Source organism: Arthrobacter sp. PL16 (genome assembly GCF_035985055.1).
GTDB lineage: Bacteria > Actinomycetota > Actinomycetes > Actinomycetales > Micrococcaceae > Arthrobacter_D > Arthrobacter_D cheniae.
The window spans coordinates 13,411-37,274 of sequence record NZ_JAXCIC010000004.1 but is presented as its reverse complement, the minus strand read 5'-3'; the positions used below and the strand labels follow the sequence as shown (position 1 = coordinate 37,274).

Below are 23,864 nucleotides of genomic sequence, written 5' to 3'. Positions count from 1 at the left end.
TGGAATCACCCGGGCAGAAGGACTGCTCGGGCTCGTCATCAAAACCTGAACGCAACGCTGCGTCCCGATCTGGCCCTGTAACGGGATAGGGCTTGCCCCATGTGACCCCAGCCACACCCATTCTCCGATGGTAAAGACCTCATCGTGTACTGGCGAGTACGTGTCGACAACGAGCCACGAACCCCGTGATGCCAGTGTTCCACCTGCTGATGTGCCAACCCGACGACGCGGAGACACTCCGGCGTCGGACCGCGCAGGTGTAGATGCAGGTGTCGGGTTGGCTGTGACTGACTCAAGTCCCACGAGTTGTACCCATCCAGCATCTGATTGGTTGTGGAAACTGGCAGGGACTTAGTTGATCTCAACTGATTAAGGGTCGTCCAAGAGTTCAGTCCATCTCGACTGGTATTTCCCCGAAGCCGAAGAAGGTGACCGTCCAATAGACGATGTAGAGACCAAGGAGGACAAAGCCGTGCCATCTGCGCAGATGTCCTGTCCAGAGGAAGTATGTCGCGACCCAGGTCATCAGCGTCAGTGCGGGCAGGTGCCACGTGAACACCTGGGGGTCGACGATTACGCTGCCGAACAGCAGAAGCACGCCGAGTTTTGCCGTCACTGAGAAGACGGCGCTGCCGATCAGGTTGGCGATGCCTATTTCTGGAGCGCCTTTCATGGCAGGCCTGACCGTGAGGTAAAGGTCTTCGAGAGTCAGGACGAGGGTGGCGATCGTCGCGCCGAAAACGGTCGCTTCCATGCCGAGGTCTTCCAGAATGCCTCCGGTTCCCTCAGCGACAAGATAGGCACCGAGGATGAGCCCGACGAGCGCGAGGGCGGCCAGCGCCAGTGCAGGTAAGCCAACGCGCCGATTCGCTTCCGGGAACGGCATTTTCTTGGTAAAGAACTTGCTCGATTGGCTTGGTGACGCCCCACCTTCGCCGCGGGTCAAGGTCAGCGTGTCTGTGCTGGAAGCGGCTTGACTGCCGGGCGTGCGAGCCATCTCATAGGCCTCGAACATCTCAGCATCACGGAAAACTGGCCTGTTAGCCCTGGATTCCCGGACGACCACGTAGGTGAGGAACACCAGGAAGAGGCCCACCAGAATGAATCCGTGGACGATTGTCATTGGCCCGGTCAAGAGGAACGGGATGAGTATGAGAGGTGAGAGGGCAAAGATACCGAGGTAATCCCGCGGGATGCTGACTCTCGTCGGAGCCACGATTGCCGCAATAGCGAGGACGATACCGCTGTACGACACAGTGGTTCCGAAAACAATGCCGACTGCAACCCCGTCCATATCCTCTAAGTTGAGAACAACCCCGAGGGCTACATCATCGAACTCGATCCCGGTGAAGATTATGGCGAGTAGAAAGACCGAGACCGTCAGGCCTCGCGCTGCGCCGACCAGATGGCTGACGAGTTTGTCGGCGGCGTAGATCAATAGCGCTGCGCCAAGAATGAACGTGATCATATAAACCATAATGTCTTGACGAGGCCTTTGAACGTGTGAGTACCGAGGGGACGCCTTCACTGTAATTGACATCACAACGGGGAGGAAGACCTTTTTCTCTCCTCTTTGAGGCATTCAACCAGGGACCACATAAATATAGTGACCAGTGTTATGAAACGTGAATAACAGTGGTTACATCTGGTCCCCAGATGGAATTCGGTGTCTGTGTGAGTTTCGTGTCCGAGGATGGACACAGGAGGAACTGAGGCTACGTGGTACCGGTGGCCGAGCCAGTACGGGCCCGAATAGAACGCCGAGGAGTGCAAGCGGACCTAGGAGTCGGAGGTAAACGCCCGCCTCAAACGGCTGTTGGCGTATCAGGTCCTCGTCAATGACATCGTGAAGTGGCGTAGGCGGATTGTGGAGCTCTGGGCCCCGCCGTCGTGCTGTGCGTATGGCGATTTAGAAGTTCGGGACAACCGAAATCATCCTGGAAGATCATCGGTCAGAACCGATCCGCGTTACGCAAGAAAAACCCGACATCGGCTTCGCCGAAGTACAGCTCCGGGCAGCTCCGCATGCTGTCGCCGCAAAGCACCAGGTGTGGAGGTGGCGGAAGACCCGCTGGCACCTGCTGAACCAACGGATCTGGGCCGGTGGCGTTAAACCGGAAGCGGGGCGCGCCGGCTCTGGCGCGACGAAAGCCCTATTCATCAACGCAGGGCGGAAGAAGCGCTATGCGAAATCCTGGGGCGGGAATCAGAAACGCCTCGCAGCGGAATACCTGATACACGTAGTCGCTTTGAACCTCCAATTCGCGCTGAACTCCTGCGGCCGGCACAACCGGTTCCAGGACGTCGCGGACGAATAGACGCGCATTGCGCTGGCGGTCGTTCAGCGTCCGTCGTTGAAGGCCGCGGAGGTAGTCGCCGTGCTTGAGGACATCGTTGCTGAAACCGGGACCACCTCGACCTTCGTCACGCTTGCCGCCTGATTCAGAAGCGAACAACTCTCCGGACACCCTCGACACCATGGCCGAATAGGCTTATAGGGCCCTAATCACTTCGTCTCGATTGTAGGAATTCCACCGTAACGACCAGAATGGTCAACGGAAGAGGACTCCCTCGATGCATCGAACATTTTCTGATTGTGTCTTTATGCAACACATCGCCAAAATTAGCTGATCGTATCTAATACGTCGCGACCGTTGATGCGGTTCTCAACCAGATCTACGTCACCTGAGATTGACCCAAGCCGTGACTCTGACGACGAAAAGCGATTGCACTCGCGGTCTGAACAGTAAGAGCCATCGTGACACCGAGCCAAACCAACCAAGGCCGGTAGCGGTTGGCCAGCACCAATGTGGCCAGGAGAGTGGTGTTGAGCAATCCGACAAGACTGTGCCGAAGGTCAGCAGGACCGCCAGCAGTTCCGTCCTCGTGGCCTGGATTCACCCCGTCCGATCAGGTTTCGGGTGATAGTCGTGACTAGGATGTGCCGTCCAACTCGGCAGCGTAAACGTGCTCTGCGAACTCATTCAACGCCTCGGCGCACGCCTCAACAGCTTCCCGCGCCTCCCCCCCACACAGAGCTTCGAGCGTGTCACGCGCACTGATCTTGTCCAGCCAGGCACGCAGCTTGGCCAGATCCTCCTCGTTCTCCTCGAGCTCGGGGTATGTGAACTTCTCCGCTTTGGTCTCCTTTTCAAGCTCGGCATGGAAGTCCGCGCATTTGCCGAGCAGTTCGGCATACTCCGCATCCCGAGCAGCGTTGAATTCCGCGACGATCTGTTCGACACCGACGAGCGTCTCAGCCCGCAGAAGCTGACCGGAGCCGCCAAGGCCCTCGACCTCGGCCCGCAGCTTGCGCATCGTCCGTTCCGCCCAAGGAGACTCAGGCAGCGCCGCGACCGAGTTTGCCAAGTAGATCGCACCCGCAGCCTTGAGTCGCCGCCACACCATGGCACGTAAACGCGACGGCTCGCTGGGTAGCCGGTAGATCAGAAGCAGCCAATTGGCATTCATGCTGGGGCTCTGCTTCCCTGCCCCGGGAGCCAACGACAGGAGCAGGAGAATCGAGAGGAGCTCCTTGGCAGGAGAACGCAGAGTCATGCAAATGATCTTGCCATGTGTGCACATCGAGCTTCCGCGCGGACATCTCGCCCGGGCGGAAGCCTGCGCGCCTCGTTGCAGACGTTCGGAGCCTCGTCTGGAGCATCGGTTCCGGTCTGCCCTCGACCGCTTCGACCACACAACTTCGACGGACAGCTGGCAAGCGGTGGACACAACGGACTAACGGAACGGCAACGATCGAATGACGGCCGCAACAATTTCATTAAGGCCGTTTTCCACCAGCGAACTGAGCACCACAATAGAACGGTCCACCTAGCTACAAAGGAATAACCATGGGCCGTTCAGCAACCCCAACCGTTGGATTTACCGGGGCCGTATGCCTCGCATTCATTTTCACCTCCTGCGCTACTCCGCAAGCCAACCCGGCCACCCCGCAAACAACCCCACCCGCAGCAACATCCACGTCATCGCCCCCATCCGACTCGACAACTACCCCTGCGAATCCAGACGGTTCAGCCACGAGCAACCCCACTGCCATTCCAGCCACCGCCGATCCAGCCACCTCCGCCCCGGCAAGTTCCGCTCCGGAGGCAGATGTCGTCACCTACACGACGTCTGATGGCGCCCTGTCCTTTGATCATCCGATCGACTGGACGGTGGCCGAGAGCCCCGATGCGGCAGCACCTGGCGGGGTGTCCGTCGTCGTCAATGATGCTGCCGGAAGGCAACTCGCCACGCTCCAGACCAACCTCGTCACCGGTTCGGTGTGCACTGAGAAAGTTCCATACTCCGTGATCGATTCCGAACCGCTGCCTGCACTGGCACAAGCAGGCGAGACGCCGACGTTCCGGTTCGAGTCCCGCACCAACCCATACGCCACCGATCCCGTGAAGATGGTGACGTTCGCGTACGGCATCACCTCGTCTCCGGCTCCCACCGGGCCGGATGCCTGCCCCAGCGCCCACTTCTTCACCTGGCCCCCCAGCGGTGCGGCATTCGAAGGGATCTACGACCCCTTCGACACCTCGCCCGGCGGGCCCATGCACGTAGACACCCCGGAGGTCTACGCGGAGACCGAGGAGTACCAAAAGATCAGGGCAATGATCACCTCCCTCCGTCCAACCGGCTGACGAGAAGTGCCCGGGAATAGTCTGGGCCTCGCGAACAACAAACACCTGCAACGATCCGATGGTTGTCCGCGCCCTTGAATGCCTGCACACTGATCCCGCTGCCCCCTGGACCGTGGACACTCTCGCCCGCCAGGTGAACGCCTCCCGGGCCACACTCGCAGCCCGCTTCCGAACGAGCGTCGGAGAGCCACCGATGACCTACCTCACCCGATGGCGACTCACTCTCGCTGGCGACTTACTCCACACTCCATCCAACACGGTTGCAGGAGTTGCCCACAGCGTCGGATACAACAACGCCTACGCATTCAGCACAGCGTTCAAACGCCAAGTCGGCACAACTCCCACCGAATACCGTCATCGCCGTCCCGTACTAGCACCATGAACTGTGTAGGGCTGCCCGTAAGCGATTGTGATGTCTCGTTTTCGTTGTCCCGAATCCCATGAGTTGCAGAACGGGAATCTCCCCCAGATCTCAGATCTTCACAGTGACAAAGGACCGTCATGGGCAGAAGGGGAGTCACGGACGAAGGGCAGATGGAACCAGCCTCGCACCTGGTCGTCGCCCGTCGCGAGCCGTCGCGATCATCCTCGCTGGCATCCTGACTGGGATCCTCAGTACTTACCTGGAGGAAGCAGGTGCTGACGCAGTCATTAGCTCCTCCGACTTCGGGTCCTGACTTCTCAACGGGGCGGTGTTCGTGAGCCGGACGGTGGTCCTGGCCGATCAACGCATCGCAGGGTGAACCGAGTCAGATCGTTGTTGTCCCACTGATTGTCAGGGCGTGCTGGCGCCGCACGCTGGACACGAGGTCATCGACGGTGGAGCTGGCGCCGTCGAGGTTCCAGCTCCACCGAGAACGAATAGGATCAGCCTTCGACTGCTGCGATCTCGTTCGGGACGCCGGGGAGTTCTCCGGATGAGGTGATGTCCCCGGTGGTGATGTCCACGGCGTAGAGCTTCTTCGCGGCGGGGTCGGTGATGTAAGCGGTTTCACCGATCACCTCGATGGCCGGGTGCGGGTCCTGCCACTCGATGGGCCCTTCCCAGGCCTCGATCACAGGGATGGAATTCGTGACCTCCCCGGTCTCGGGATCGAGGGTGTGCAGGGCGCCGTCGGTGGCGATGATGAGGATCTCGTCATCGGGTCCGCGGGCGACATCGCGGAACGTGTACTCGACACCCTCGGGCAGGTCGATGACTTGCATGGTCTTCGTCCCGGTGTCGATCAGGGCGAGTTCGCTCAGCAGGTAGCCCTCGGCGTCGGGGTCGGAGTTGTAGTCACCGGCGATGATAGGACTGTTCTCGCTGACATAGGCGTTGCCGATGCGTCCGTACTCGTCCGGCGAGATGATCTTGGTGATCTCGCCCTTGTCGTAGACGAGGGCGCCGTCGCTGCAGCCGAAGGCGACCACCTCGTTCATCGCGGTGCCTTCACCGTGGATCGAGGGGCACTCGTCGCTGCGGGCGGTCTCGTTCCCGTTGGCGTCGAGGACCTTGATACCCGATCGGCTCTCGGAGTTGCCGACCGTGGTGAGGAAGGTGCCGTCCTCGAGGACGATGGAGACGCCGTGGTGCGCCTCATCGCCTGTGATGACGTCGGTCGCGGGGAGGCTGTCTCCAGCATCGAGCAGGTCGTCAGTGGTGAAGATGGTGGTATCGCTGGTGCCGTCGGCGTAGAGGACGGTCTTGTCACCGTGCTGGACCACGTGTCCGGCGGTTCCGGCTTCGAACATCAGGTCGGTGAGCTTCGGTTCTGCCTGCTGGGATCCGGAGGAATCGGTCCAGGTCCCGAGATCCAGGACCCGGAAGCCCTCGGGGACGGTGACAAGGGCGTGGCGCCCGTCGCCTGCGGGGTTGAGCCGTGTGAACCCGTCGATGGGGAGATCGCCCTCGAGTTCCAATGTGGTGCCGTCGACGACGGTGATGCCGCCGTCGTAGGACAGTGCGACGCGGGGGGTGGGTGACGCGGAGGTCGCCGAGGGGGTGGGGTCTGGTGTGGCTGATGCTTCGGACGCCGGTTCCGGGGCGGATCCACATGCCGTCATGACCAGGGCGGAACTGGCGACGGTCGCCGCGAGGGCGAGGTGCCTCCGGTGTTTCGTGAGCTGATTCGCTGTCATTGTTTTCCTTCTGTTTCTCTTTGATTCGAGGGTGAGAGTCCGGTGGAGATGCGCTCGGTGTTGGTGCGCATCATGGTTAGGTAGGTGTCTGCGCCCTCACCGGGATCGGTGAGTGACTCGGTGAAGAGTTCGACGACGTCGACGTCGATGTTCGCGCCGTCCGCGAGGACCTGCACGAGTCGGTCCGGCTGGGAGGACTCGGCGAAGATGGTGTTCACCTGCGCCTCTTCGATGGCCGCGACGAGGTCGCGCAGGTCGGAGGCGCTGGGCGAGGCCAGGGTTGTGCCGCCCGGAATCACGGCGCCGATGACGCGGAAGTCGTATCGTGCGGCGAGGTAGCCGAAGACGTGGTGGTTGGTCACGAGGTTCCGCCGGTGAGCGGGGATCGCTGCGAGGGCTTCTGTCATGGCTGCGTCGAGGTCTGCGAGCTTTGCTTGATAGGTGGCCGCCGAGGTTTCGATGGCTCGGGGATCGATGCCGTCGATACTCAGAACCCGTTGCTCGAGCGTGTCGACGACGTCGACCATGAGGGCCGGATCGGTCCAGAAGTGGGGGTCCGGCGCACCCTCGGTGTCCCCCTCCGTATAGGCGAGGGGCTCGATGACCTCGCCCGCGACGAGGATGGGCACGTCGTCGGACTGTGCGCTGTCGATGTGCTGCTGTAAACCTTCCTCGAGGTCAAGACCGTTCGTGACGATCAGGTCTGCCTGCCGCATCATGGCTCCGTCCTGCGCGGAGATTTCGAAGGAGTGCGGGTCGGCGTTCGGCTGCATGAGCACGCGTACCTCGGCCTCGTCACCGACGACGTTCTGGACGACGTCTCCAAGAATGTTGGTGGTGACCACGATGACGGGTTTGTTGGAGCCGGCGGTAGCGCACCCCGACGCTCCGATGACCGTTGCTGAGGCGAGGACCAGGGCCAGGGGCTTGAAGAGGACCCTGCTCATCGGCCGGTTTCCGCGAAGTGCGCAGGAACGCTGGTGGTGGCGAAGGTCCGGGCGATGCGCGCGTTGTCCGCGAAGTCGATCTCATGGAGCTGTTTCTCGGCGGGAGCATTGAGGTAAGCCCGCTGTTGATCGGTGGTCAGTTCGACCCCGGCAAGAAGTGCCGGATCCTTCAGGGTCCCGGCCAGAAGCGGTTCGGTTGCGGCGATCGTTCCGGAAGTCTCGGCGGAGAGCACGAGGATGCGACCGTCGTTCCCGAGGGCGACGACGTGGCCTTCCCTGTCGTCGACGGCGGAAACCTGCAGCAACGGAGCTTCCGTGGGGATGAACTGCCAGGAACGTCGACGGGTATCCAGTAACCAGGCGCCCTGGTCCCCGGCGACCGCGGCGACTGTTGGCCGCCCTTCACGGGCCCGGAACTCGGTTGCTTTGTCCGTGGGCGCGTCTGCCGGGTAGGGGATTCGTTCGAACGCGACCTGGTCACCATCGAGCGTTACCAGAAGGGCGCCGTCGTCGCACCCGATGACGATGCCGACAGGTGTGGTGATAGTGCCCTGGGCGTCGACACATTCAGCTGACGAACCATCCACCAGTTCGCCGTCAGCGTCGTATACCTGAACGGACGCCGCTGTCGCATCGATTCCTGGTCGGGTCAGGAGGGTGAGGTTCGACAGTGGGATGAGCATCCCTCCGTGTGGTTGTCCCGAAAATTCGGTACGAACGGTCAGTTCGCCCTGCGCGAGGGCGTCGTTGTCGAGCACTGCGCCCTCACCGCTGTCAGGGAAGTAGACTCCCGTGCCAGAGGAGCCGGGCGTCACCATCGCTTCGCCCGTGCCGTCGATCGTCCCGATGATCTTCGGTTCGCCGCGGTAGTAGTGGAAGTGGTCCTCGTGGTCCCAGGTCCACATGCCACTGTCGATGACCGTCATGACCCCGGTCGTGGCGGACGACGTGAAGAGATAGCGGCCGTCCGTGAAGGTGTCACTGACGTCCTGGACTTCACCGATACCAGTGGTGGTCTCGTCTGCCAGGTCGAGCAGGTCGACGTGGCCGTCCGTGTCCACGGTCATCAGGTGAAGCTGAGGCTCCGCTACTTCCGTGGAGCCTTGAAGAGTCCCGTGTCCATCACCAACAGGAGCAGGTGCCGAACCGGAAGCGACCGGAGGATTATTCACGGCATCCCCGGACGAGTCCGTCGAGGAGCAGGAGGCAAGGGTGAGGGCGAGCAAGGGAAGGGAGAGAAGCAGGATGCTAGGCGTGTGCACGAAGAGCTTTCTGTGAAGGGATTGTCGATTCCGGACCGGTGGACCTGGTACCAGAGCTGTCGCTGGAGCCACTGGAGCTGTTGCGGGTCGGGCGCCAGCGGGTGAGGTTGCGGGTGATGTTTGACAGAGAGGCGCAGCCGATGGCTGCAAGAGCGATCGACCCGCCGGCCGCCGTGCCGTAGTACCAGGAGGCCAGGAGACCGAGGAAGACGGATGCTGCGCCGATCAGTGCCGCCAGCACCATCGTGGTGGGAATGCGCGAGGCCCAAGGAGCAGCAGCAACGGCTGGGGCGAGGAGCAATCCGATGACGAGCAGCGCGCCGACAGCCTGGTAGGAGGCGACGACGGCGAGTGTCACCAGCCCCACGAGGAGCACCTGCGCGAGGCGTGGGCGCAAACCCATGACCTGCGCTATCCGGCGGTCGAAGGCGAGGGCCACGAAGGCGCGATGGAAGGCGCCCGCGACGAGGACGGTGACGAGCAGTGCACCGGCAAGGCCCCACACATCGTCGGACCCGATCGCCAGCACGTCCCCGAACAGGATTGCCGTCGCGTCGGTCGCAAAACTTCTCGAGTAGGAGATGATGATGATCCCGGCGGCGAGCATGCCGACGAAGAACAGGCCGATGCTCGTGTCATGTGAGAGGCGCCCACGGCGTGCCAGGAAACTCACGCCGAGACTCATGGCGATCGCGCTGGCCGCCGCTCCGAGGATCACGGGAACCCCAGCCAGGGTCGCCAGTGCCACACCGGGCAGCATTCCGTGCGCCATCGCCTCGCCCAGGAACGCCATTCCCCGGATCACGACCCATGTTCCGACGACGGCGCAGATCGCAGCACAGAGCGATCCGCCCAAGAGGGCGCGCAGCATGAAGTCTGTGGCGAACGGTTCCAGGAGCAAGGTCACCGGGCAACCATAGGCTTAAATGATTATCATTCTCAATATGGTACTTTTAGGTGATGTCCCTGATCAGAACCTCTTCCGCTCGATCTGCTCCCCGGCCAAGTGCGGCCAATCAGGGGGTGCTCACGCTGACCGATGTATGGTTCGACCACGACGGGATTGACGCCCTGTGCGGCATCTCCCTGTCGATCCAGCCGGGTGCTGTGACAGCTATCACCGGCCCCAACGGGTCAGGGAAATCGACGGTTCTGGCGGTTCTCGCCGGCCTGCTGAACCCCCGCAGTGGCATGGTGTCCGTACCCCCGCGGGTCCGCAGGGCCCTTGTCGTACAGCGCAGCGAGGTCCCCGACAGCATGCCGCTGACGGTGCGGGACGCTGTGACCATGGGACGATGGCCTACCGCGGGCCTGGTGCGACGCCTGCGCGCCCAAGACCATCAGATCATCGACGATTGCATCGGTCTCGTGGGCCTTGACGGCTATCAGGACCGCCTCCTCAGCGCCCTCTCGGGTGGTCAGCGGCAACGCGCCTTCCTGGCACAAGGGTTGGCGCAACGCGCCGACATCGTCCTGCTCGACGAACCCACGACCGGCCTCGATGCCGTTACCCGGGAAGTCGTCGCAGATATCCTGCTCACCGAACGGGCGCGCGGCGCCACCATGATCTGTGTAACCCATGACGACGTCGCACTCACTGCAGCCGACCACGTCATCCGGCTCGAGGGAGGCCGGGTAGGCCCTGCTGGAGTGGCGCTCCCTGAGGCATGAAGGTACCGGAGAACATGCCGCCGTCGATAACCGTTCGTGGTCCGGCGTTGATCTTGCCCGTGAGGTCGTCCAGGTCATCACGTCGGCCCAGGGGAGTTCCTGATGCTGGTACAGCGACGATCGGAGAACCACGATCGATGACCGGCGGACACGAGAGTCCCCTGTCGGTCAGGTCGTGAAGTGAGTGATCGGTGGAACACCGCTTGCCCGCATGACGAGGTTCTTTGCCACGTCGCGCAATTTGATCTGGCGGGAATTCGAGGCTCGTCGAAGGATGGCGAAAGCCTCCTCCTGGGTGCACTGATTCTGGCTGATGATGATGCCGATGGCCGTGTCGATGGTGGTACGTGACTCCATTGCCGAGCGCATGTTCACCGTCAACTCCTGGTACCGGGTCAGGCGTACCCTCATCTCCACGGACGTACCTACCTGCTCCGCGAAGACCGATGCGATGCGCTGCCTTTCGACTGTGAAGAAAGCTACGGGCTGCGCATAGAAGTTCAGTGCCGCGAAGCCTGCAGTACCGATTTTCAAGGGAACGCTGAGGATCGAGGCAAACCCCAAAGACGCAGGGATCTGGAAGAACGGCGGATGATCCACATCGCTGGTGTCGTCGGCTACCTGCAACTCCAATGCGCTCAGGGCCTGCAGGGCAGGACCTTCACCGATCGCGTGCTGAGCATCGATCCCCATATACATGCTGGTAATTGTCGGTGAACCGCCGCAGAACAACGTCTGCCCGCTCTCACCTTTGAACATCAGCCCACACTCCACCGACCCGTCATCGCTGAAGAACCTCCCGCCGCCGAAGGTGAGCTGTTTGAAGAAGTCCGTGATGCTCCCGCTATCGAGCACCGAATCCGATACGTCGATCACCTGTAACGCGTCACGATCTGCATGAGTGGAAGCGTACCCACAACCCACTCCCGATGACCCACTCCGGGATACTCGTTAACCCCTGCGCTTGATCGCGCCGGCGGCTACGGTCCCGTCGAGTAGCCAGGCATTCACTCCTCAAAGGACATGGCCTGAGTTCAGTTTCCCGCGCGGCCCCTCGAGCAGAAATGAGGAAGGTGTTCGAGACGATGGTGATCTCGACCGGTCAACCGACCGCCTAGACCCCAGGTCCAGATCGTCGTCTCACTGATTGCCAGGGCTTGGTGAGAGCGTGGGGCACTCATTCGACAGCTGATTCTTGCCTACCCGCGGCCACCGGCTCACACTTGCAGGAGGTGGCCGGTGAGCAGCGATTGAAACGGTGTACGAGGAGCCGCAATGTCAGACGGTTCAGACCTTCGCGAAGCGTATGGAAGGATCATCGGTGCGGTGGGCGCTGGTGATTCCGTAGCGCTGGAAAAACTGATTGCTGCTGATCTGATCGACCACATGCCTGTGCCCGGTCAGCCTGAAGGGCGCGCAGGCTTCATCTTCTGGGTGCGCAGTATGCATGCCGCCTCTCCCGATATGACGGGCGTCGTCTCCGACACCGTGGTGGAAGGCGACAAGATCGCTGGGCGGGTGCTGTGGACCGGCACACACGAAGGGGAGTTCCTCGGCCTGCCCGGTACCGGCCGGCAGATAGCAATCAATGCCATGCACCTTGTTCGGTTCGAGGACGGGCTGGCGGCGGAGTGGTGGGGCGCCGCAGACCTTCTCGGCGCTGCAATGAGGTTGAATGCACGGTTGGAACCTTCCCCCTAGGCGGGCGATCTGCTGTACGCCGGGTGCCGGTTCTCTCCTCAGGTGTTCGCCACGTCAGCTGTGAGCATTGCCGCACAAGGTTCCCGCATCAATTCAGGCGCATCCCATGGATTTCGGTAGCTCTTCCGCGGAACCGCTCATCGACGGGATGGGTCCAGGCGGCGGCGATCCTGAAACCCTCCGCGATGCGCCGTCCCTTTTGGACAAGGCCACCTCAGGTCCTCGAGACTCTGTTCAGGCTTGTTCCAGATATGTGGTGTCGTGGTCAACGCCCGCCTACCCCACTTGTCCGTTCATTCGGCAGTAACTGCTCCATCGTCACGGACGCAACGAGCAAGTACGCTTATTTTCTGGCGGGTTTCGGCAGGACGACCGGCTCAGGAGACATTAAACAGAAGAGCTCATTGCCAGTCAGGGAGAACCGATGAACCCCCAGAACCAAACCCTTACGCGTGTGGGACTGCTCGCTTCCGCCGTCCTCTTCCTCGCGGGATGTTCCTTGGATTCCGGCACAGACGCCGGGACTGCTCCGACTAACAGTGACACTTCGACGTCGGCGCCTACCGCGGGTGAGGAAACGGAATCGGCGTCCGCAAGTCCCACCGCATCGGCCACCTCGAGCAGGACAGCAACGCCGTCGGCAACAGCATCGCCGGAACCATCTGCCTCGGGTTCCGCTTCGGCTGGAGTCGGCTCCGCAGGCGCGATCTCGTTGGTGGCTGGAGCGGAGCACAAGATCACGAGTTCGGGTGAGACGGTAACGGTCGAATGCTCCGGGGGTGGAGACATTGATGTCGAGACCGATGACGTGGACCTAACGGTGACCGGCGACTGCGAGGACATCGAGATAGATGGGAATACCAATAAGGTCACCGGTGGTGCTGCGGACAAGATCGATATCGAAGGCGACGGTAACACTGCCACGAGTGGGTCGGTCGAGGAAGTCAGCGTCGACGGGGACAGGAACACGATCGAGGTCGAGGAAACCCGCGATATCGACGTTCAAGGCGATGACAACACCATCACCTACCAATCCGGTGACCCGAGCATCGAGACAGAAGGAAACAACTCGGTCTCAGCCTCTTGACCGCTGTCCGACCGTTGATCGGCCCAGCGAGGAGTCGCACGAGTCAAGTGGTCGGAAGACGGCATGTACTGATTTACCAGCGCCGGACGCGGGACTAGGTTGAGGCCATCGGGTCGACCCGTTCATTGCGTGAAGCCGACCGGAGTCCCGATTCCTGCTCCATCTAATCCCGAAGCCTGCCCATCGGGTGGGCTGTACAAGGAGGAAGACAGCACCATGGCACAGAACCTGAATCAGCCCGTTACCGATGACAGCATCAAGGTGCGTCAACTCAGCCACTACCAGTTCAGTTGGGTGGCGGGAGAACCTGGCCAGCCTGGCTCGTGGACCCTTCAGTTGGTCCTTGATCAGGGTGCGTGGGAGGAAGTCCTGACCATCGACGCTGATGATGCAGATAATCTTCAGGACCTGCTCTCCTCAGCTGAAACCGTCTATTACGACGTTCAGCGCCGAACCCTGATGTTCGGCACCACGGAAGCTGGCCACCACTAGCACCGAGGCCATCCCGACATCGGGAAGGGACGGGCGGCGCCCCGTCCCTTCCCGCATGTCAGGGTGGTTGTCGAGCAGGGTGGTTGTCGAGCAGGGTCGCGGCGGCGTCGAGTTCCTGGCTGGATCCATTCCGACGCGCCCATCAGCTCCGCATCCCGACGACCGTGTCCGTGGACGACATCACCCGGGCGGTCGCGATCCTCGGCGCACACCGACGCGATCCGCCCCCAATCACCCGGGCTCTGTCGAACCTCACGTTCTTCTGCTAGGTGAGAAAGCGGCTAGACACCGCCGCCATCGATCACGCTGACGTACTGGCGGGCATCCCATCGAAATGGATGATGTCGAGTGCCTGAGCGTGGTTCTGCAGTTCCGCGAGCACGGCACGGCCGTGCTCGCTGGCAGGGAACACCTCGGTATGATCCTCGAGCGTGTCCCACGTCACGCGTAAAAGGTACACTGCCTCCCGGTCGACGCTCGGGTGAAGGTCCACGGAGCGGCAACCTTTTGATGCCAGAAGGTGGGCCTGGACCTGCGGGAAGGCCGCAAGGAACGCCTCGTGGCCATCGGGTCGAATCGTCAGCGTTGCATGTTCAATGATCAATGTGGACTTCTTCCTATGTAAGGGCACGCCGAAACGGCACCAGGACCCGCAGGCACATTGTCCGCCCGCGAGTCACACCGCCGATTCCCGTGCACGGCCAACTGGCGAGACTGTGAGCCCGCCAGTAGACGTTCTGTAATCTAGGGCACTTTCCACCCTTCGACCCTGTTTGAGTCCGATTAAGTTCACGAGCTCTCATCCAGCTATCACCGCCCGAACGAGTCACCCCGCATGGATTCACCTCCATGAGTCCGCCGAGTGACATTTTCAGCCCATTCGATGACGGACGTCGACAGGCCGTCCGCACCGATTCCGGGATGTGCATCCGTAGTCGGGCCAGCGGACGGTAAGGGTCCTGTCCGGTATCTGCGCCGGACGTTTCGGACAAGACTCGAGTGGTGTCGAGTACGGCCGCACGTGAGTTCGCTGTCCGTGGTCCAGGATCGACGGTTGAAGATATCCGAGCCGCACACGAACCAGTCGTCGTCGAGGATGCAGATCCTGGCATGGACGTAGATGGCGGTTCCGGCCTAGGTAGCACCTACCGCAGCAGACCTATCCTTCGAGCCATCGCCCCTCGGTTGGGAGTGTGAGGTGACCTGTGCTGGTGATGATTCGCGGATCGTCCCGGTTTCCGGTTTCTGCCGACGCGACGTGCCGACGGTGGCTCGAAGCTGTGAGGACCTACGGACGTCACGACCACGGAGTGACTGCACGGCTCTGTTGCGCGCCGTCCACGACGAGGTCGAGTCGCTCGTCGAGGAACGCGACGTAATCCTGCACGTCGGCTGCGTCACTCAGCGGGTGCTCGTACTGCCACGCGATGTCATCCACTCTTCTGTCCCCGATGATCGCGGAGTACCAGGTCGCACGACCCTTGTACGAGCACATCGAGCGTGTCGGGCTGGGCTCGAGCGGCACCACGACGTCCTCGATCGGAAGGTAGTACCGGACAGGCAGGTTCGTGGCTCGCCCTGCGTCGAACGCACGTCGAATGGGATACGCGGGTCGAACACGGGGATCTTCGACAGGTCGGACAGCATGAATCCGGCCGGATCATCCTCGAGTGGCGCTGGGGTGCGAAGCGAGATCTCAACGCGAATGTCCTCGATCGGGACCGCATGCCCGGGCACGACCCGTCGTGGCTCCCACACGAGCATCGCGCGCGTGGTGTCGACGACGGTCTTTCCACCGAGCGTGGCGCGGATGCGCTTCACCGTCGGCTCGTATCTCAGCTTCTGGAGCAGCTGCCCCATCACATCCCGCATGCACACGCCGGCGGCGTCGGCGTCCTGGACGCGTGGGTCTCCTGGAGGGCTCGACATGGACTCACGGTAGACCCGCGCCGACCCGTCCGGACAGAGGCGGATGGCCGCTCACCCGTCACCGCACAGCGAAAGCTACCCTTCGCTGCGTTCAGCGTCCTGGGGCGAGGTTCGTCCCTGAGCACGACTCGCAGGAGCGCAGGTGGCGGCAAGCGTGAATGCCCCCGTCTTGATCCCTCTGGATCCGGAGGAGCTACCTACCAGCGGCGTTCGAGCCATTCGGGCAGGTGCGGACGCTCAGCGCCGAGCGTCGTCCCCGCCCCATGGCCGGGATGAACGACGGTGTCATCGGGTAGGTAGTCGAACACCCGCGTGGTCACGTCGTCGATGAGGCTGTCGAAGTCGTCAGCTGTTGTCGTACGTCCAACACCCCCCGGGAAGAGCGAGTCTCCGGTGAAGAGATGTGCCGGACCATGGGGGTCGCGGTACAGGAGTGCGACGGAGCCGGGGGTGTGTCCGCGCAGGTGGATGGCCTCGAGCTCGAAGCCCTCGAACGAGCCGACGTCGTGATGCTGTAGCAGGACGTCCGTCGGTACCGGGATGTCCTCGACGTCGTCCGCGCCGGCGGCAGTGCGCGCCTTCGTGGCCTCCCTGACCTCCTCCAGCGCGCGCACGTGGTCCCAGTGGGAGTGGGTCGTGATGATGAGGGCCAGCCGTGCCTCCGCATCGGTGTCCTCCTGGGCATCCGCGAGCAGCGCGAGGATCGCCGGGGCGTCGTCCGCGGCGTCGATCAGTACCTGCGCGCCGGTCGACCTCGAGGTCAGCAGGTAGACATTGTTGTCCATCTCGGACACGGAGATGGAGCGGATGGTCACTTCGCTGAGCTGATGCATGAGCCCAGTCTAGGCAGGCGGTGCAGCGCGATGCAGGCGGCGTCGGCAGGGTGTGACGCCGCGTCGAAGGGCGGGCCAGGTGCGGACGCCGCCGGACACCGGGGGAGCGGGCACCTTGCCCCGCTCCCGACGGCGGTAGGGTGCAGGTGTACCCGGCTCGGGCTCGAGGCCGGCAAGTCAGGACGACGGCGGGAGGTCAGGTGTGGAGCAGGAGATCGCGCGGTGGTTGCAGCTGGACCCAGAGAGCAGGATGCCCCCGTTCGAGCAGATCAAGCAATCCATCCTCGCCGCCGCCAATTCGGGTCAGGTGGCTGTCGGGACCAGATTGCCGGCGGTGCGCGCGCTCGCGGCACACCTGGGCATCGCGACGAACACCGTCGCGCGTGCTTACCGGGAACTGGAGCAGGCCGGAGTCGTGGAAACGAAGGGACGGGCAGGGACCGTGATCACTGCCGGGGGCGACGACGCCCGCCGCCGGGTCGCGAGCGCAGCGGACGAATTCGCCGCCGTCGTGCGGTCTGCAGGGTTACTCGAGAGCGAGGCGGTCGCTATCGCGCGGGCAGCATTGCGCCGAGCGTGAACGGTCCGGCACAAGGAACCAGATTCGCGCGGAACAAGGGCTATTCGAATATGTCTTCGAACTCCTTTTCACCTACAGTTGTCTGGTGTCTATAGCGAAATCCCTCGAGCAGCACGCCCACAATCCGCAGCCGGCCCCCCAGGACCTGTCGCGGTTGATCGTCAAGGGTGCGCGCGAGCACAACCTGCGGAACGTCGACCTCGATCTGCCGCGTGACGCCATGATCGTCTTCACCGGGCTGTCGGGCTCGGGCAAGTCCTCCCTGGCTTTCGATACCATCTTCGCGGAGGGGCAGCGTCGGTATGTCGAATCGCTGTCCGCCTACGCCCGCCAGTTCCTGGGCCAGGTCGACAAGCCCGACGTCGACTTCATCGAGGGTCTCTCTCCCGCGGTCTCGATCGACCAGAAGTCGACGAGCAAGAATCCGCGCTCCACCGTGGGCACCATTACCGAGATCTACGACTACATGCGGCTCCTCTGGGCCCGCGTCGGACGCCCCCACTGCCCCGTCTGCGGAGAGCCGGTCGCCAAGCAGACGCCGCAGCAAATCGTCGACCAGCTGCTCGAACTCGACGAGGGCACGCGCTTCCAGGTCCTCGCGCCCGTCGTCCGGGCGAGGAAGGGTGAGTTCGTCGATCTCTTCCAGGAGCTGACGGCGAAGGGCTACTCCCGCGCCCGTGTCGACGGCAGGCTGGTCCAGCTCAGTGATCCGCCGAAGCTCGGCAAGCAGTACAAGCACACGATCGAGGTCATCATCGACCGCCTCGTGGTGAAGAGCGGCATCCAGCAGCGGCTCACGGACTCCGTCGAGACGGCGCTGAAGCTGGCCGATGGGCGCGTGCTCGCCGAGTTCGTCGACCTTCCCGAGGATGACGAGAAGCGATTGCACGCCTTCTCCGAGCACCTTGCCTGCCCGAACGAGCACCCGCTCGCCATCGACGAGATCGAGCCGCGCTCATTCTCGTTCAACAACCCCTTCGGTGCGTGCCCGGCCTGCACCGGCATCGGCACCAAGCTCGAAGTCGACGAGGAGCTCGTCGTCCCCAATCCCGACCTCAGCCTCGCCGAGGGCGCCATTGCCCCGTGGTCCCTCGGGACTGCCACGCTCGAATACTGGACGCGCCTTCTCGAGGGACTCGCGTCGGAGCTCAACTTCGACATCACGACGCCGTGGCGGAAGCTTCCGGACCGGGCCCGCGAGGCGGCGCTCTACGGCAAGGACCACAAGGTCGTGGTGCAGTACAAGAACCGTTTCGGCCGCGAGCGGAAGTACAGTACCGGTTTCGAGGGCGCCATCCAGTACATCCAGCGCAAGCACCTCGAGACGGAGTCGGACAATGCCAGGGACCGCTACGAGGAGTACATGCGGGAAATCCCGTGCCCCACGTGCGGTGGCGCTCGGCTCAATCCCGCCTCGCTCTCGGTCCTCATCAACGGCCGCTCCATCGCCGAGGTCGCCGCGATGCCGATGCGCGACTGTGCCGACTTCCTCGACAATCTCGTGCTCACAGGGCGTGAGGCGCAGATCGCCAACCAGGTCCTCAAGGAGATCCAGGCGCGGCTCACGTTCCTTCTTGACGTCGGTCTCGAATACCTGAACCTCGAACGCGCATCCGGCACACTTTCCGGGGGCGAGGCCCAGCGCATCCGCCTTGCCACGCAGATCGGTTCCGGACTCGTCGGTGTGCTCTACGTGCTCGACGAGCCGTCCATCGGACTGCACCAGCGTGACAACCGCCGCCTGATCGAGACGCTCACCCGCCTGCGGAACCTCGGCAACACGCTGATCGTCGTCGAGCATGACGAGGACACGATTGCCGAGGCCGACTGGATCGTCGACATCGGGCCGGGTGCCGGGGAGCACGGCGGTGAGGTGGTCCACTCTGGCCTGCTCGAGGATCTGCTCACGAACGAGAGGTCGCTGACCGGGGACTACCTCTCGGGACGGCGGAAGATCGAGATCCCGAAGAAACGTCGGAAGATCGACCGGTCCCGCCAGTTGAAGATCGTCGGTGCGCGGGAGCACAACCTCGTGAACCTGGACGCCACGATTCCGCTCGGCGTCCTGACGGCCGTCACCGGCGTGAGCGGTTCGGGCAAGTCGACCCTGGTCAACGACATCCTCTACAAGGTGCTGGCGAACAAGCTGAACGGTGCCAAGCAGGTAGCCGGGCGACATAAGCGCATCGACGGACTGGAGCACCTGGACAAGGTGATCCACGTGGACCAGAGCCCCATCGGCCGGACTCCCCGTTCCAACCCGGCCACCTACACCGGCGTCTTCGACAACATCCGGAAGCTGTTCGCGGAGACCACCGAGGCGAAGGTCCGCGGCTACCTCCCGGGCCGGTTCTCCTTCAACGTGAAGGGGGGCCGCTGTGAGGCGTGCTCGGGCGACGGCACGCTGAAGATCGAGATGAACTTCCTGCCCGATGTCTACGTCCCGTGCGAGGTGTGCCACGGAGCGCGCTACAACCGCGAAACGCTCGAGGTGCACTACAAGGGAAAGACCATCGCCGATGTGCTCAACATGCCGATCGAGGAGGGCGCGGAATTCTTCGCGGCCTTCAGCCCGATCGCGCGACACCTCAATACCCTCGTGGAGGTCGGGCTCGGCTATGTTCGGCTCGGGCAGCCCGCGACGACCCTGTCGGGAGGCGAGGCGCAGCGCGTGAAGCTCGCGAGCGAACTGCAGAAGCGGTCCAACGGTCGTAGCGTCTACGTCCTCGACGAGCCGACGACGGGCCTGCACTTCGAGGACATCCGGAAGCTCCTCATCGTGCTGCAGGGTCTCGTGGACAAGGGCAACACCGTGATCACCATCGAACACAACCTCGACGTCATCAAGAGCGCCGACTGGGTGATCGACCTGGGGCCGGACGGTGGTTCGGGCGGTGGACAGATCATCGCGACGGGTACTCCCGAGCAGGTGGCGAAGAGCGACAGGAGCTACACCGGGACTTTCCTCAAAGAGGTCCTGGAGAAGGCCGCCGTCTAGCACCTCGGCCGACCGCGAATATACCCGGGAGGGCATGCGTGATGCATGCCCTCCCGGTGCTATGGCAAGCTTGGCCGGTGGCACATATGCATGCGTTGATACTCTTCGACCTCGACGGAACGCTCGTCGACCCGGCGGGAGCCATCACCGGAGGCATCAGCGCCGCCCTGCGGGTGCATGGTCTGCCCGTGCCGGACGAGGGCGTGCTCCAGGCGATGGTGGGCCCGCCGCTGGTGCATTCGCTGTCAGCGCTCGGTGGGGTACCTGATTCCTGCATCCCGCAGGTCATGGCGACCTATCGCGCAGGCTACGTGGCGACGGGGATGGCGCAGAGCCGTCCCTATCCGGGAATTGCGAGATGCGTCGAGGCGCTGACCGCCGAGGGAGCCGTCGTCGCCGTGGCCACCCAGAAACCCGAGTGGCTGGCGGAGGAGCTTCTGACCGCGCAGGGGATGCGCCATCTCTTCGCGTCCGTGCACGGCTCTCCGCGTGACGAGAGTGCGACTGTCGGCGGTAAGGCCCCCATCATCCGCGCTGCACTCGATGCCCATCGGCAGGACGCGGAGCACGCCGTGATGATCGGTGACCGCAGGCACGACGTCGAGGGTGCCACCGCGAACCGCATTCCCTGCATCGGTGTCGGGTGGGGGTTCGCCGCTCCAGGTGAACTGGAAGATGCGGGTGCTGCCGCCGTCGTGCAGTCCGCGGACGAACTGCTGGAGGTACTTCGTGGGGGTCTATGACCTGACGCGCAGCACCACCCGAGGATTGATCGCCGGTCTCTGCAGGCCCACCGTCGAGGGGCTCCACCACGTCCCGAAGGACGGACCGTTCATCGTCGCGCCCAACCACCTGTCATTCCTCGATAGCGTGCTCGTGCAGGCGCTCATGCCGCGGCCCGTCGCCTTCTTCGCCAAAGCCGAGTACTTCACCGGAACCGGGGTCCGGGGGGCCCTGATGAAATCCTTCTTCGAGGGCGTGGGGTCCATACCGGTCGAGCGCGGGCAGCAGGCCGCCAGCGTCCAGGCACTGCGTACCCTTCTCGAACTGCTGGAGCGCGGGGACGGCGTGGGCATATACCCCGAGGGGACCCGCTCGCGCGACGGCCGTCTCTACCGGGGAAGGACCGGCGTCGGGTGGCTCGCACTCACCACGGGAGCGCCCGTGGTGCCCGTCGGCCTCGTCGACACCGATGCCCTGCAGCCTGCAGGCAGGAGGGGAGTCCGCCCCCAGCACTTCACGATGCGGATCGGCGCACCGCTCGTCTTCGCGAAGACCGGACCGGCTCACCCGCTGCCGGCGCGGCGGACCGCCACGGACACCATCATGGACAGCATCGCCGCGCTCAGCGGTCAGGAGCGCGCCCCCCACTACAACCAGAGCCCAGCTGCCGAGTAGCGCAGCAGCACAGCGTTCCTGTACCTGCCGGACCTGCGTCGCGGATCCCGTCAGCGGTCAGCGGAAAGCAATCCGCCGGGTCACGACGTGTCACCGGTCCGTCCTAGGATTGAGGGCGTGGCGAACCCAGTGACATATCGGCCGAAAACAGGCGAGATCCCGCTCGATCCTGGGGTATACCGTTTCCGGGACGAGCACGGTCGGGTCATCTACGTCGGGAAGGCCAAGAACCTCCGTTCCCGCCTCAACTCCTACTTCGCGAACCCGCAGGGACTCCTGGCCAAGACGCGCACCATGGTGTTCACCGCAGCTAGTGTCGAGTGGACCGTGGTCGGCAGCGAGCTGGAGGCGCTCCAGCTGGAGTACACGTGGATCAAGGAGTTCGATCCGCGCTTCAACATCATGTTCCGCGACGACAAGTCGTACCCCTATCTCGCCGTGACCCTGGGGGAGAAGTATCCCCGAGTACAGGTCATGCGCGGGGACAAGCGGAAGGACACCCGCTACTTCGGGCCGTTCTACCCGGCGAAGGCCATCCGCGAGACGGTCGACACGATGATCCGGGTCTTCCCGGTCAGGACGTGCAGCACCGGAGTCTTCAAGCGCGCCGAGCGGACCGGCCGGCCCTGCCTGCTCGGGTACATCGACAAGTGCTCCGCACCGTGCGTCGGCCGGATCAGCGCCGAGGACCACAAGGCCCTCGCGAACGACTTCTGCGATTTCATGTCGGGCGAGGCAAAGAAATTCATCTCCGGCCTGGAGAAGAAGATGGCGGAGGCCGTCGCGGAACTCGATTACGAGTCCGCCGCGCGCCTGCGTGACGACATCTCAGCGCTCCGCCGGGTCTTCGAGCGCAACACTGTCGTCCTCAGCGAGGACACCGACGCGGACATCTTCGCCCTCAGGGAGGACGAGCTCGAAGCTGCGGCCCAGGTCTTCCACGTCAGGGGAGGTCGTATCAGGGGACAGCGGGGATGGGTCGTCGAGAAGGTCGAGGACATGGACACGCCGGACCTTGTGGAACACCTGCTGCAGCAGGTCTACGGGGACGCCAGCAGCAGCAACGAACAGATCCCGAAGGAGGTCCTGGTCCCGGTCCTCCCGAGCAACGCCGACCAGGTGCTCGAGTGGCTCCGCGGACTCCGGGGAGGCCGCGTCGACGTCCGTGTGCCGCAGCGCGGCGACAAGGCCACGCTGATGGGCACGGTCGAGCAGAACGCCGCTGATGCTCTCCGCCTGCACAAGAGCCGCCGGGCCGGTGACATCACCACGCGGTCCGCTGCGCTGCAGGAACTCCAGGAAGCCCTCGACCTGCCCCAGCCCCTGATGCGCATCGAGTGTTTCGACATCTCGCACGTGCAGGGCACCAACGTGGTGGCGTCGATGGTCGTCGTGGAGGACGGACTGCCGCGCAAGTCCGAGTACCGCAAGTTCTCGATCACGGGAGAAGCGGCCCGCGACGACACGGCGTCGATGTACGACGTCATCTACCGCCGATTCCGCAACTACCTTGCAGGCAAGGCCGGCGAGCAGCGCGATCCGGCTGCTCCGGATCCGGACCTTGGGGCGGATCCTGAGGCCGAGGACGAGGGTTCGATCCTCGAGCACCCCGAGGTGGGCGAGCAGGGGGAGCCCGTCAGGGACACGACGACGGCAATCTCCCGTAGTCGGTTCGCCTACCCGCCGAGCCTCGTCGTCGTCGACGGTGGACCGCCCCAGGTGGCTGCGGCTTCCCGCGCGCTCGCGGACCTCGGGATCGACGACGTCTTCGTCATCGGCCTCGCCAAGCGACTCGAGGAGGTGTGGGTGCAGGACAGTGAATTCCCCGTCATCCTGCCGCGCGCCTCCGAGGGCCTTTTCATGCTCCAACGCATTCGCGACGAGGCACACCGCTTCGCGATCACGTTCCACCGGCAGAAGCGCGGCAAATCGATGACGGCCTCCGCGCTCGACGAGGTGCCCGGCCTGGGTCCGGCGAAGCGGAAGGCCCTGCTCAAGCACTTCGGCTCGGTCAAGAAGATCCGCGTGGCGTCCGTGGCGGAGCTGGTCGAGGTGCCCGGCGTCGGTCCTTCCCTCGCTGAGACCATTCGAACCTCCCTCGCCGTGGGTGCCGAGGATGCTCCCGCTCCTGCCGTCAACATGACCACGGGCGAGATCATGGAAGATTAGTTAGGCTGAAGGCGCTGCCGCAGCAGA

General features: G+C 63.4%; 23 protein-coding genes. 11 read left to right on the top strand and 12 right to left on the bottom strand.

Features of this window, described 5'->3' with window-relative positions; translation table 11 throughout:
- Positions 1–388: 388 nt before the first annotated feature.
- The 4 genes from RCH21_RS09630 to RCH21_RS09620 form a co-directional block, all read right to left on the bottom strand.
- On the bottom strand, positions 389–1,468 hold the full coding sequence (locus RCH21_RS09630) for a sodium:calcium antiporter (protein ID WP_326964192.1): 1,080 nt from the start codon (positions 1,466–1,468) through the stop codon (positions 389–391).
- 685 nt (positions 1,469–2,153) lie between these two features.
- Complete coding sequence (locus RCH21_RS09625; RefSeq protein ID WP_326964191.1) at positions 2,154–2,468, bottom strand: hypothetical protein; 315 nt, start codon at positions 2,466–2,468, stop codon at positions 2,154–2,156.
- 208 nt (positions 2,469–2,676) lie between these two features.
- On the bottom strand, positions 2,677–2,901 hold the full coding sequence (locus RCH21_RS17175; RefSeq protein WP_442784694.1) for a TMEM165/GDT1 family protein: 225 nt from the start codon (positions 2,899–2,901) through the stop codon (positions 2,677–2,679).
- 33 nt (positions 2,902–2,934) lie between these two features.
- Entirely contained in the window at positions 2,935–3,558 is a 624-nt protein-coding gene (locus RCH21_RS09620) for a Chromate resistance protein ChrB (RefSeq protein WP_326964190.1), read from the bottom strand.
- A gap of 617 nt (positions 3,559–4,175) precedes the next feature.
- On the opposite strand from RCH21_RS09620, the gene RCH21_RS09615 reads away from it, so the two are divergent.
- Both RCH21_RS09615 and RCH21_RS09610 read left to right on the top strand, forming a co-directional pair.
- On the top strand, positions 4,176–4,649 hold the full coding sequence (locus RCH21_RS09615) for a hypothetical protein (protein ID WP_326964189.1): 474 nt from the start codon (positions 4,176–4,178) through the stop codon (positions 4,647–4,649).
- Positions 4,650–4,707: 58 nt separating this feature from the next.
- Positions 4,708–5,031 (top strand): helix-turn-helix transcriptional regulator, encoded by a 324-nt coding sequence (locus RCH21_RS09610; protein ID WP_326964188.1) that lies wholly within the window; start codon positions 4,708–4,710, stop codon positions 5,029–5,031.
- Positions 5,032–5,516: 485 nt separating this feature from the next.
- Here the strand turns inward: RCH21_RS09610 and aztD are convergent, their stop codons facing one another.
- From aztD to aztB, 4 genes are all read right to left on the bottom strand, one after another.
- Entirely contained in the window at positions 5,517–6,770 is a 1,254-nt protein-coding gene (aztD, locus tag RCH21_RS09605) for a zinc metallochaperone AztD (RefSeq protein ID WP_326964187.1), read from the bottom strand.
- The gene (gene aztC / locus RCH21_RS09600) at positions 6,767–7,717 is read right to left on the bottom strand and encodes a zinc ABC transporter substrate-binding protein AztC (protein ID WP_326964186.1); all 951 of its coding nucleotides are present in this window, start codon (positions 7,715–7,717) and stop codon (positions 6,767–6,769) included. The genes aztD and aztC overlap by 4 nt, the downstream gene beginning before the upstream one ends.
- Complete coding sequence (locus RCH21_RS09595; protein WP_326964185.1) at positions 7,714–8,784, bottom strand: ABC transporter; 1,071 nt, start codon at positions 8,782–8,784, stop codon at positions 7,714–7,716. Before RCH21_RS09595 ends, aztC begins: the two co-directional genes overlap by 4 nt.
- A gap of 181 nt (positions 8,785–8,965) precedes the next feature.
- Positions 8,966–9,886: a zinc ABC transporter permease AztB gene (aztB, locus tag RCH21_RS09590; protein ID WP_326964184.1), complete on the bottom strand. Its 921-nt coding sequence runs from the start codon at positions 9,884–9,886 to the stop codon at positions 8,966–8,968.
- A 116-nt stretch (positions 9,887–10,002) separates the two neighbouring features.
- Here aztB and aztA point away from each other — a divergent pair, with 116 nt between their 5' ends.
- A complete protein-coding gene (aztA, locus tag RCH21_RS09585; RefSeq protein WP_326964183.1) occupies positions 10,003–10,650 on the top strand; it encodes a zinc ABC transporter ATP-binding protein AztA in 648 nt (215 codons plus the stop codon).
- Between the two features lie 168 nt (positions 10,651–10,818).
- On the opposite strand, the gene RCH21_RS09580 is transcribed toward aztA, so the two are convergent.
- Positions 10,819–11,526 carry a GAF and ANTAR domain-containing protein gene (locus tag RCH21_RS09580; protein ID WP_326964182.1) on the bottom strand — a complete coding sequence of 236 codons (708 nt, stop codon included), beginning with the start codon at positions 11,524–11,526 and terminating at the stop codon, positions 10,819–10,821.
- Positions 11,527–11,925: 399 nt separating this feature from the next.
- Here RCH21_RS09580 and RCH21_RS09575 point away from each other — a divergent pair, with 399 nt between their 5' ends.
- The 3 genes from RCH21_RS09575 (at position 11,926) to RCH21_RS09565 (ending at position 13,930) form a co-directional block, all read left to right on the top strand.
- On the top strand, positions 11,926–12,351 hold the full coding sequence (locus RCH21_RS09575) for an ester cyclase (RefSeq protein ID WP_326964181.1): 426 nt from the start codon (positions 11,926–11,928) through the stop codon (positions 12,349–12,351).
- A gap of 715 nt (positions 12,352–13,066) precedes the next feature.
- Positions 13,067–13,438, top strand: coding sequence for a DUF3060 domain-containing protein (locus RCH21_RS09570; RefSeq protein ID WP_326964180.1), 372 nt, complete (start codon positions 13,067–13,069; stop codon positions 13,436–13,438).
- A gap of 216 nt (positions 13,439–13,654) precedes the next feature.
- On the top strand, positions 13,655–13,930 hold the full coding sequence (locus tag RCH21_RS09565; protein ID WP_120148987.1) for a hypothetical protein: 276 nt from the start codon (positions 13,655–13,657) through the stop codon (positions 13,928–13,930).
- 301 nt (positions 13,931–14,231) lie between these two features.
- On the opposite strand, the gene RCH21_RS09560 is transcribed toward RCH21_RS09565, so the two are convergent.
- The 3 genes from RCH21_RS09560 to RCH21_RS09550 form a co-directional block, all read right to left on the bottom strand.
- Positions 14,232–14,561, bottom strand: coding sequence for an antibiotic biosynthesis monooxygenase family protein (locus RCH21_RS09560; protein WP_326964179.1), 330 nt, complete (start codon positions 14,559–14,561; stop codon positions 14,232–14,234).
- A gap of 666 nt (positions 14,562–15,227) precedes the next feature.
- Positions 15,228–15,494 (bottom strand): DUF427 domain-containing protein, encoded by a 267-nt coding sequence (locus RCH21_RS09555; RefSeq protein WP_442784698.1) that lies wholly within the window; start codon positions 15,492–15,494, stop codon positions 15,228–15,230.
- 562 nt (positions 15,495–16,056) lie between these two features.
- Complete coding sequence (locus RCH21_RS09550; protein ID WP_326964177.1) at positions 16,057–16,692, bottom strand: MBL fold metallo-hydrolase; 636 nt, start codon at positions 16,690–16,692, stop codon at positions 16,057–16,059.
- A gap of 202 nt (positions 16,693–16,894) precedes the next feature.
- On the opposite strand from RCH21_RS09550, the gene RCH21_RS09545 reads away from it, so the two are divergent.
- The 5 genes from RCH21_RS09545 (at position 16,895) to uvrC (ending at position 23,837) form a co-directional block, all read left to right on the top strand.
- A complete protein-coding gene (locus RCH21_RS09545) occupies positions 16,895–17,272 on the top strand; it encodes a GntR family transcriptional regulator (protein ID WP_235830676.1) in 378 nt (125 codons plus the stop codon).
- An 85-nt stretch (positions 17,273–17,357) separates the two neighbouring features.
- A complete protein-coding gene (gene uvrA, locus RCH21_RS09540) occupies positions 17,358–20,270 on the top strand; it encodes an excinuclease ABC subunit UvrA (protein WP_326964176.1) in 2,913 nt (970 codons plus the stop codon).
- Between the two features lie 86 nt (positions 20,271–20,356).
- The gene (locus tag RCH21_RS09535; RefSeq protein ID WP_326964416.1) at positions 20,357–21,013 is read left to right on the top strand and encodes an HAD hydrolase-like protein; all 657 of its coding nucleotides are present in this window, start codon (positions 20,357–20,359) and stop codon (positions 21,011–21,013) included.
- A complete protein-coding gene (locus RCH21_RS09530) occupies positions 21,000–21,668 on the top strand; it encodes a lysophospholipid acyltransferase family protein (RefSeq protein WP_326964175.1) in 669 nt (222 codons plus the stop codon). Before RCH21_RS09535 ends, RCH21_RS09530 begins: the two co-directional genes overlap by 14 nt.
- Positions 21,669–21,785: 117 nt before the next feature.
- Positions 21,786–23,837: an excinuclease ABC subunit UvrC gene (uvrC, locus tag RCH21_RS09525; protein WP_326964174.1), complete on the top strand. Its 2,052-nt coding sequence runs from the start codon at positions 21,786–21,788 to the stop codon at positions 23,835–23,837.
- Positions 23,838–23,864: the final 27 nt, after the last annotated feature.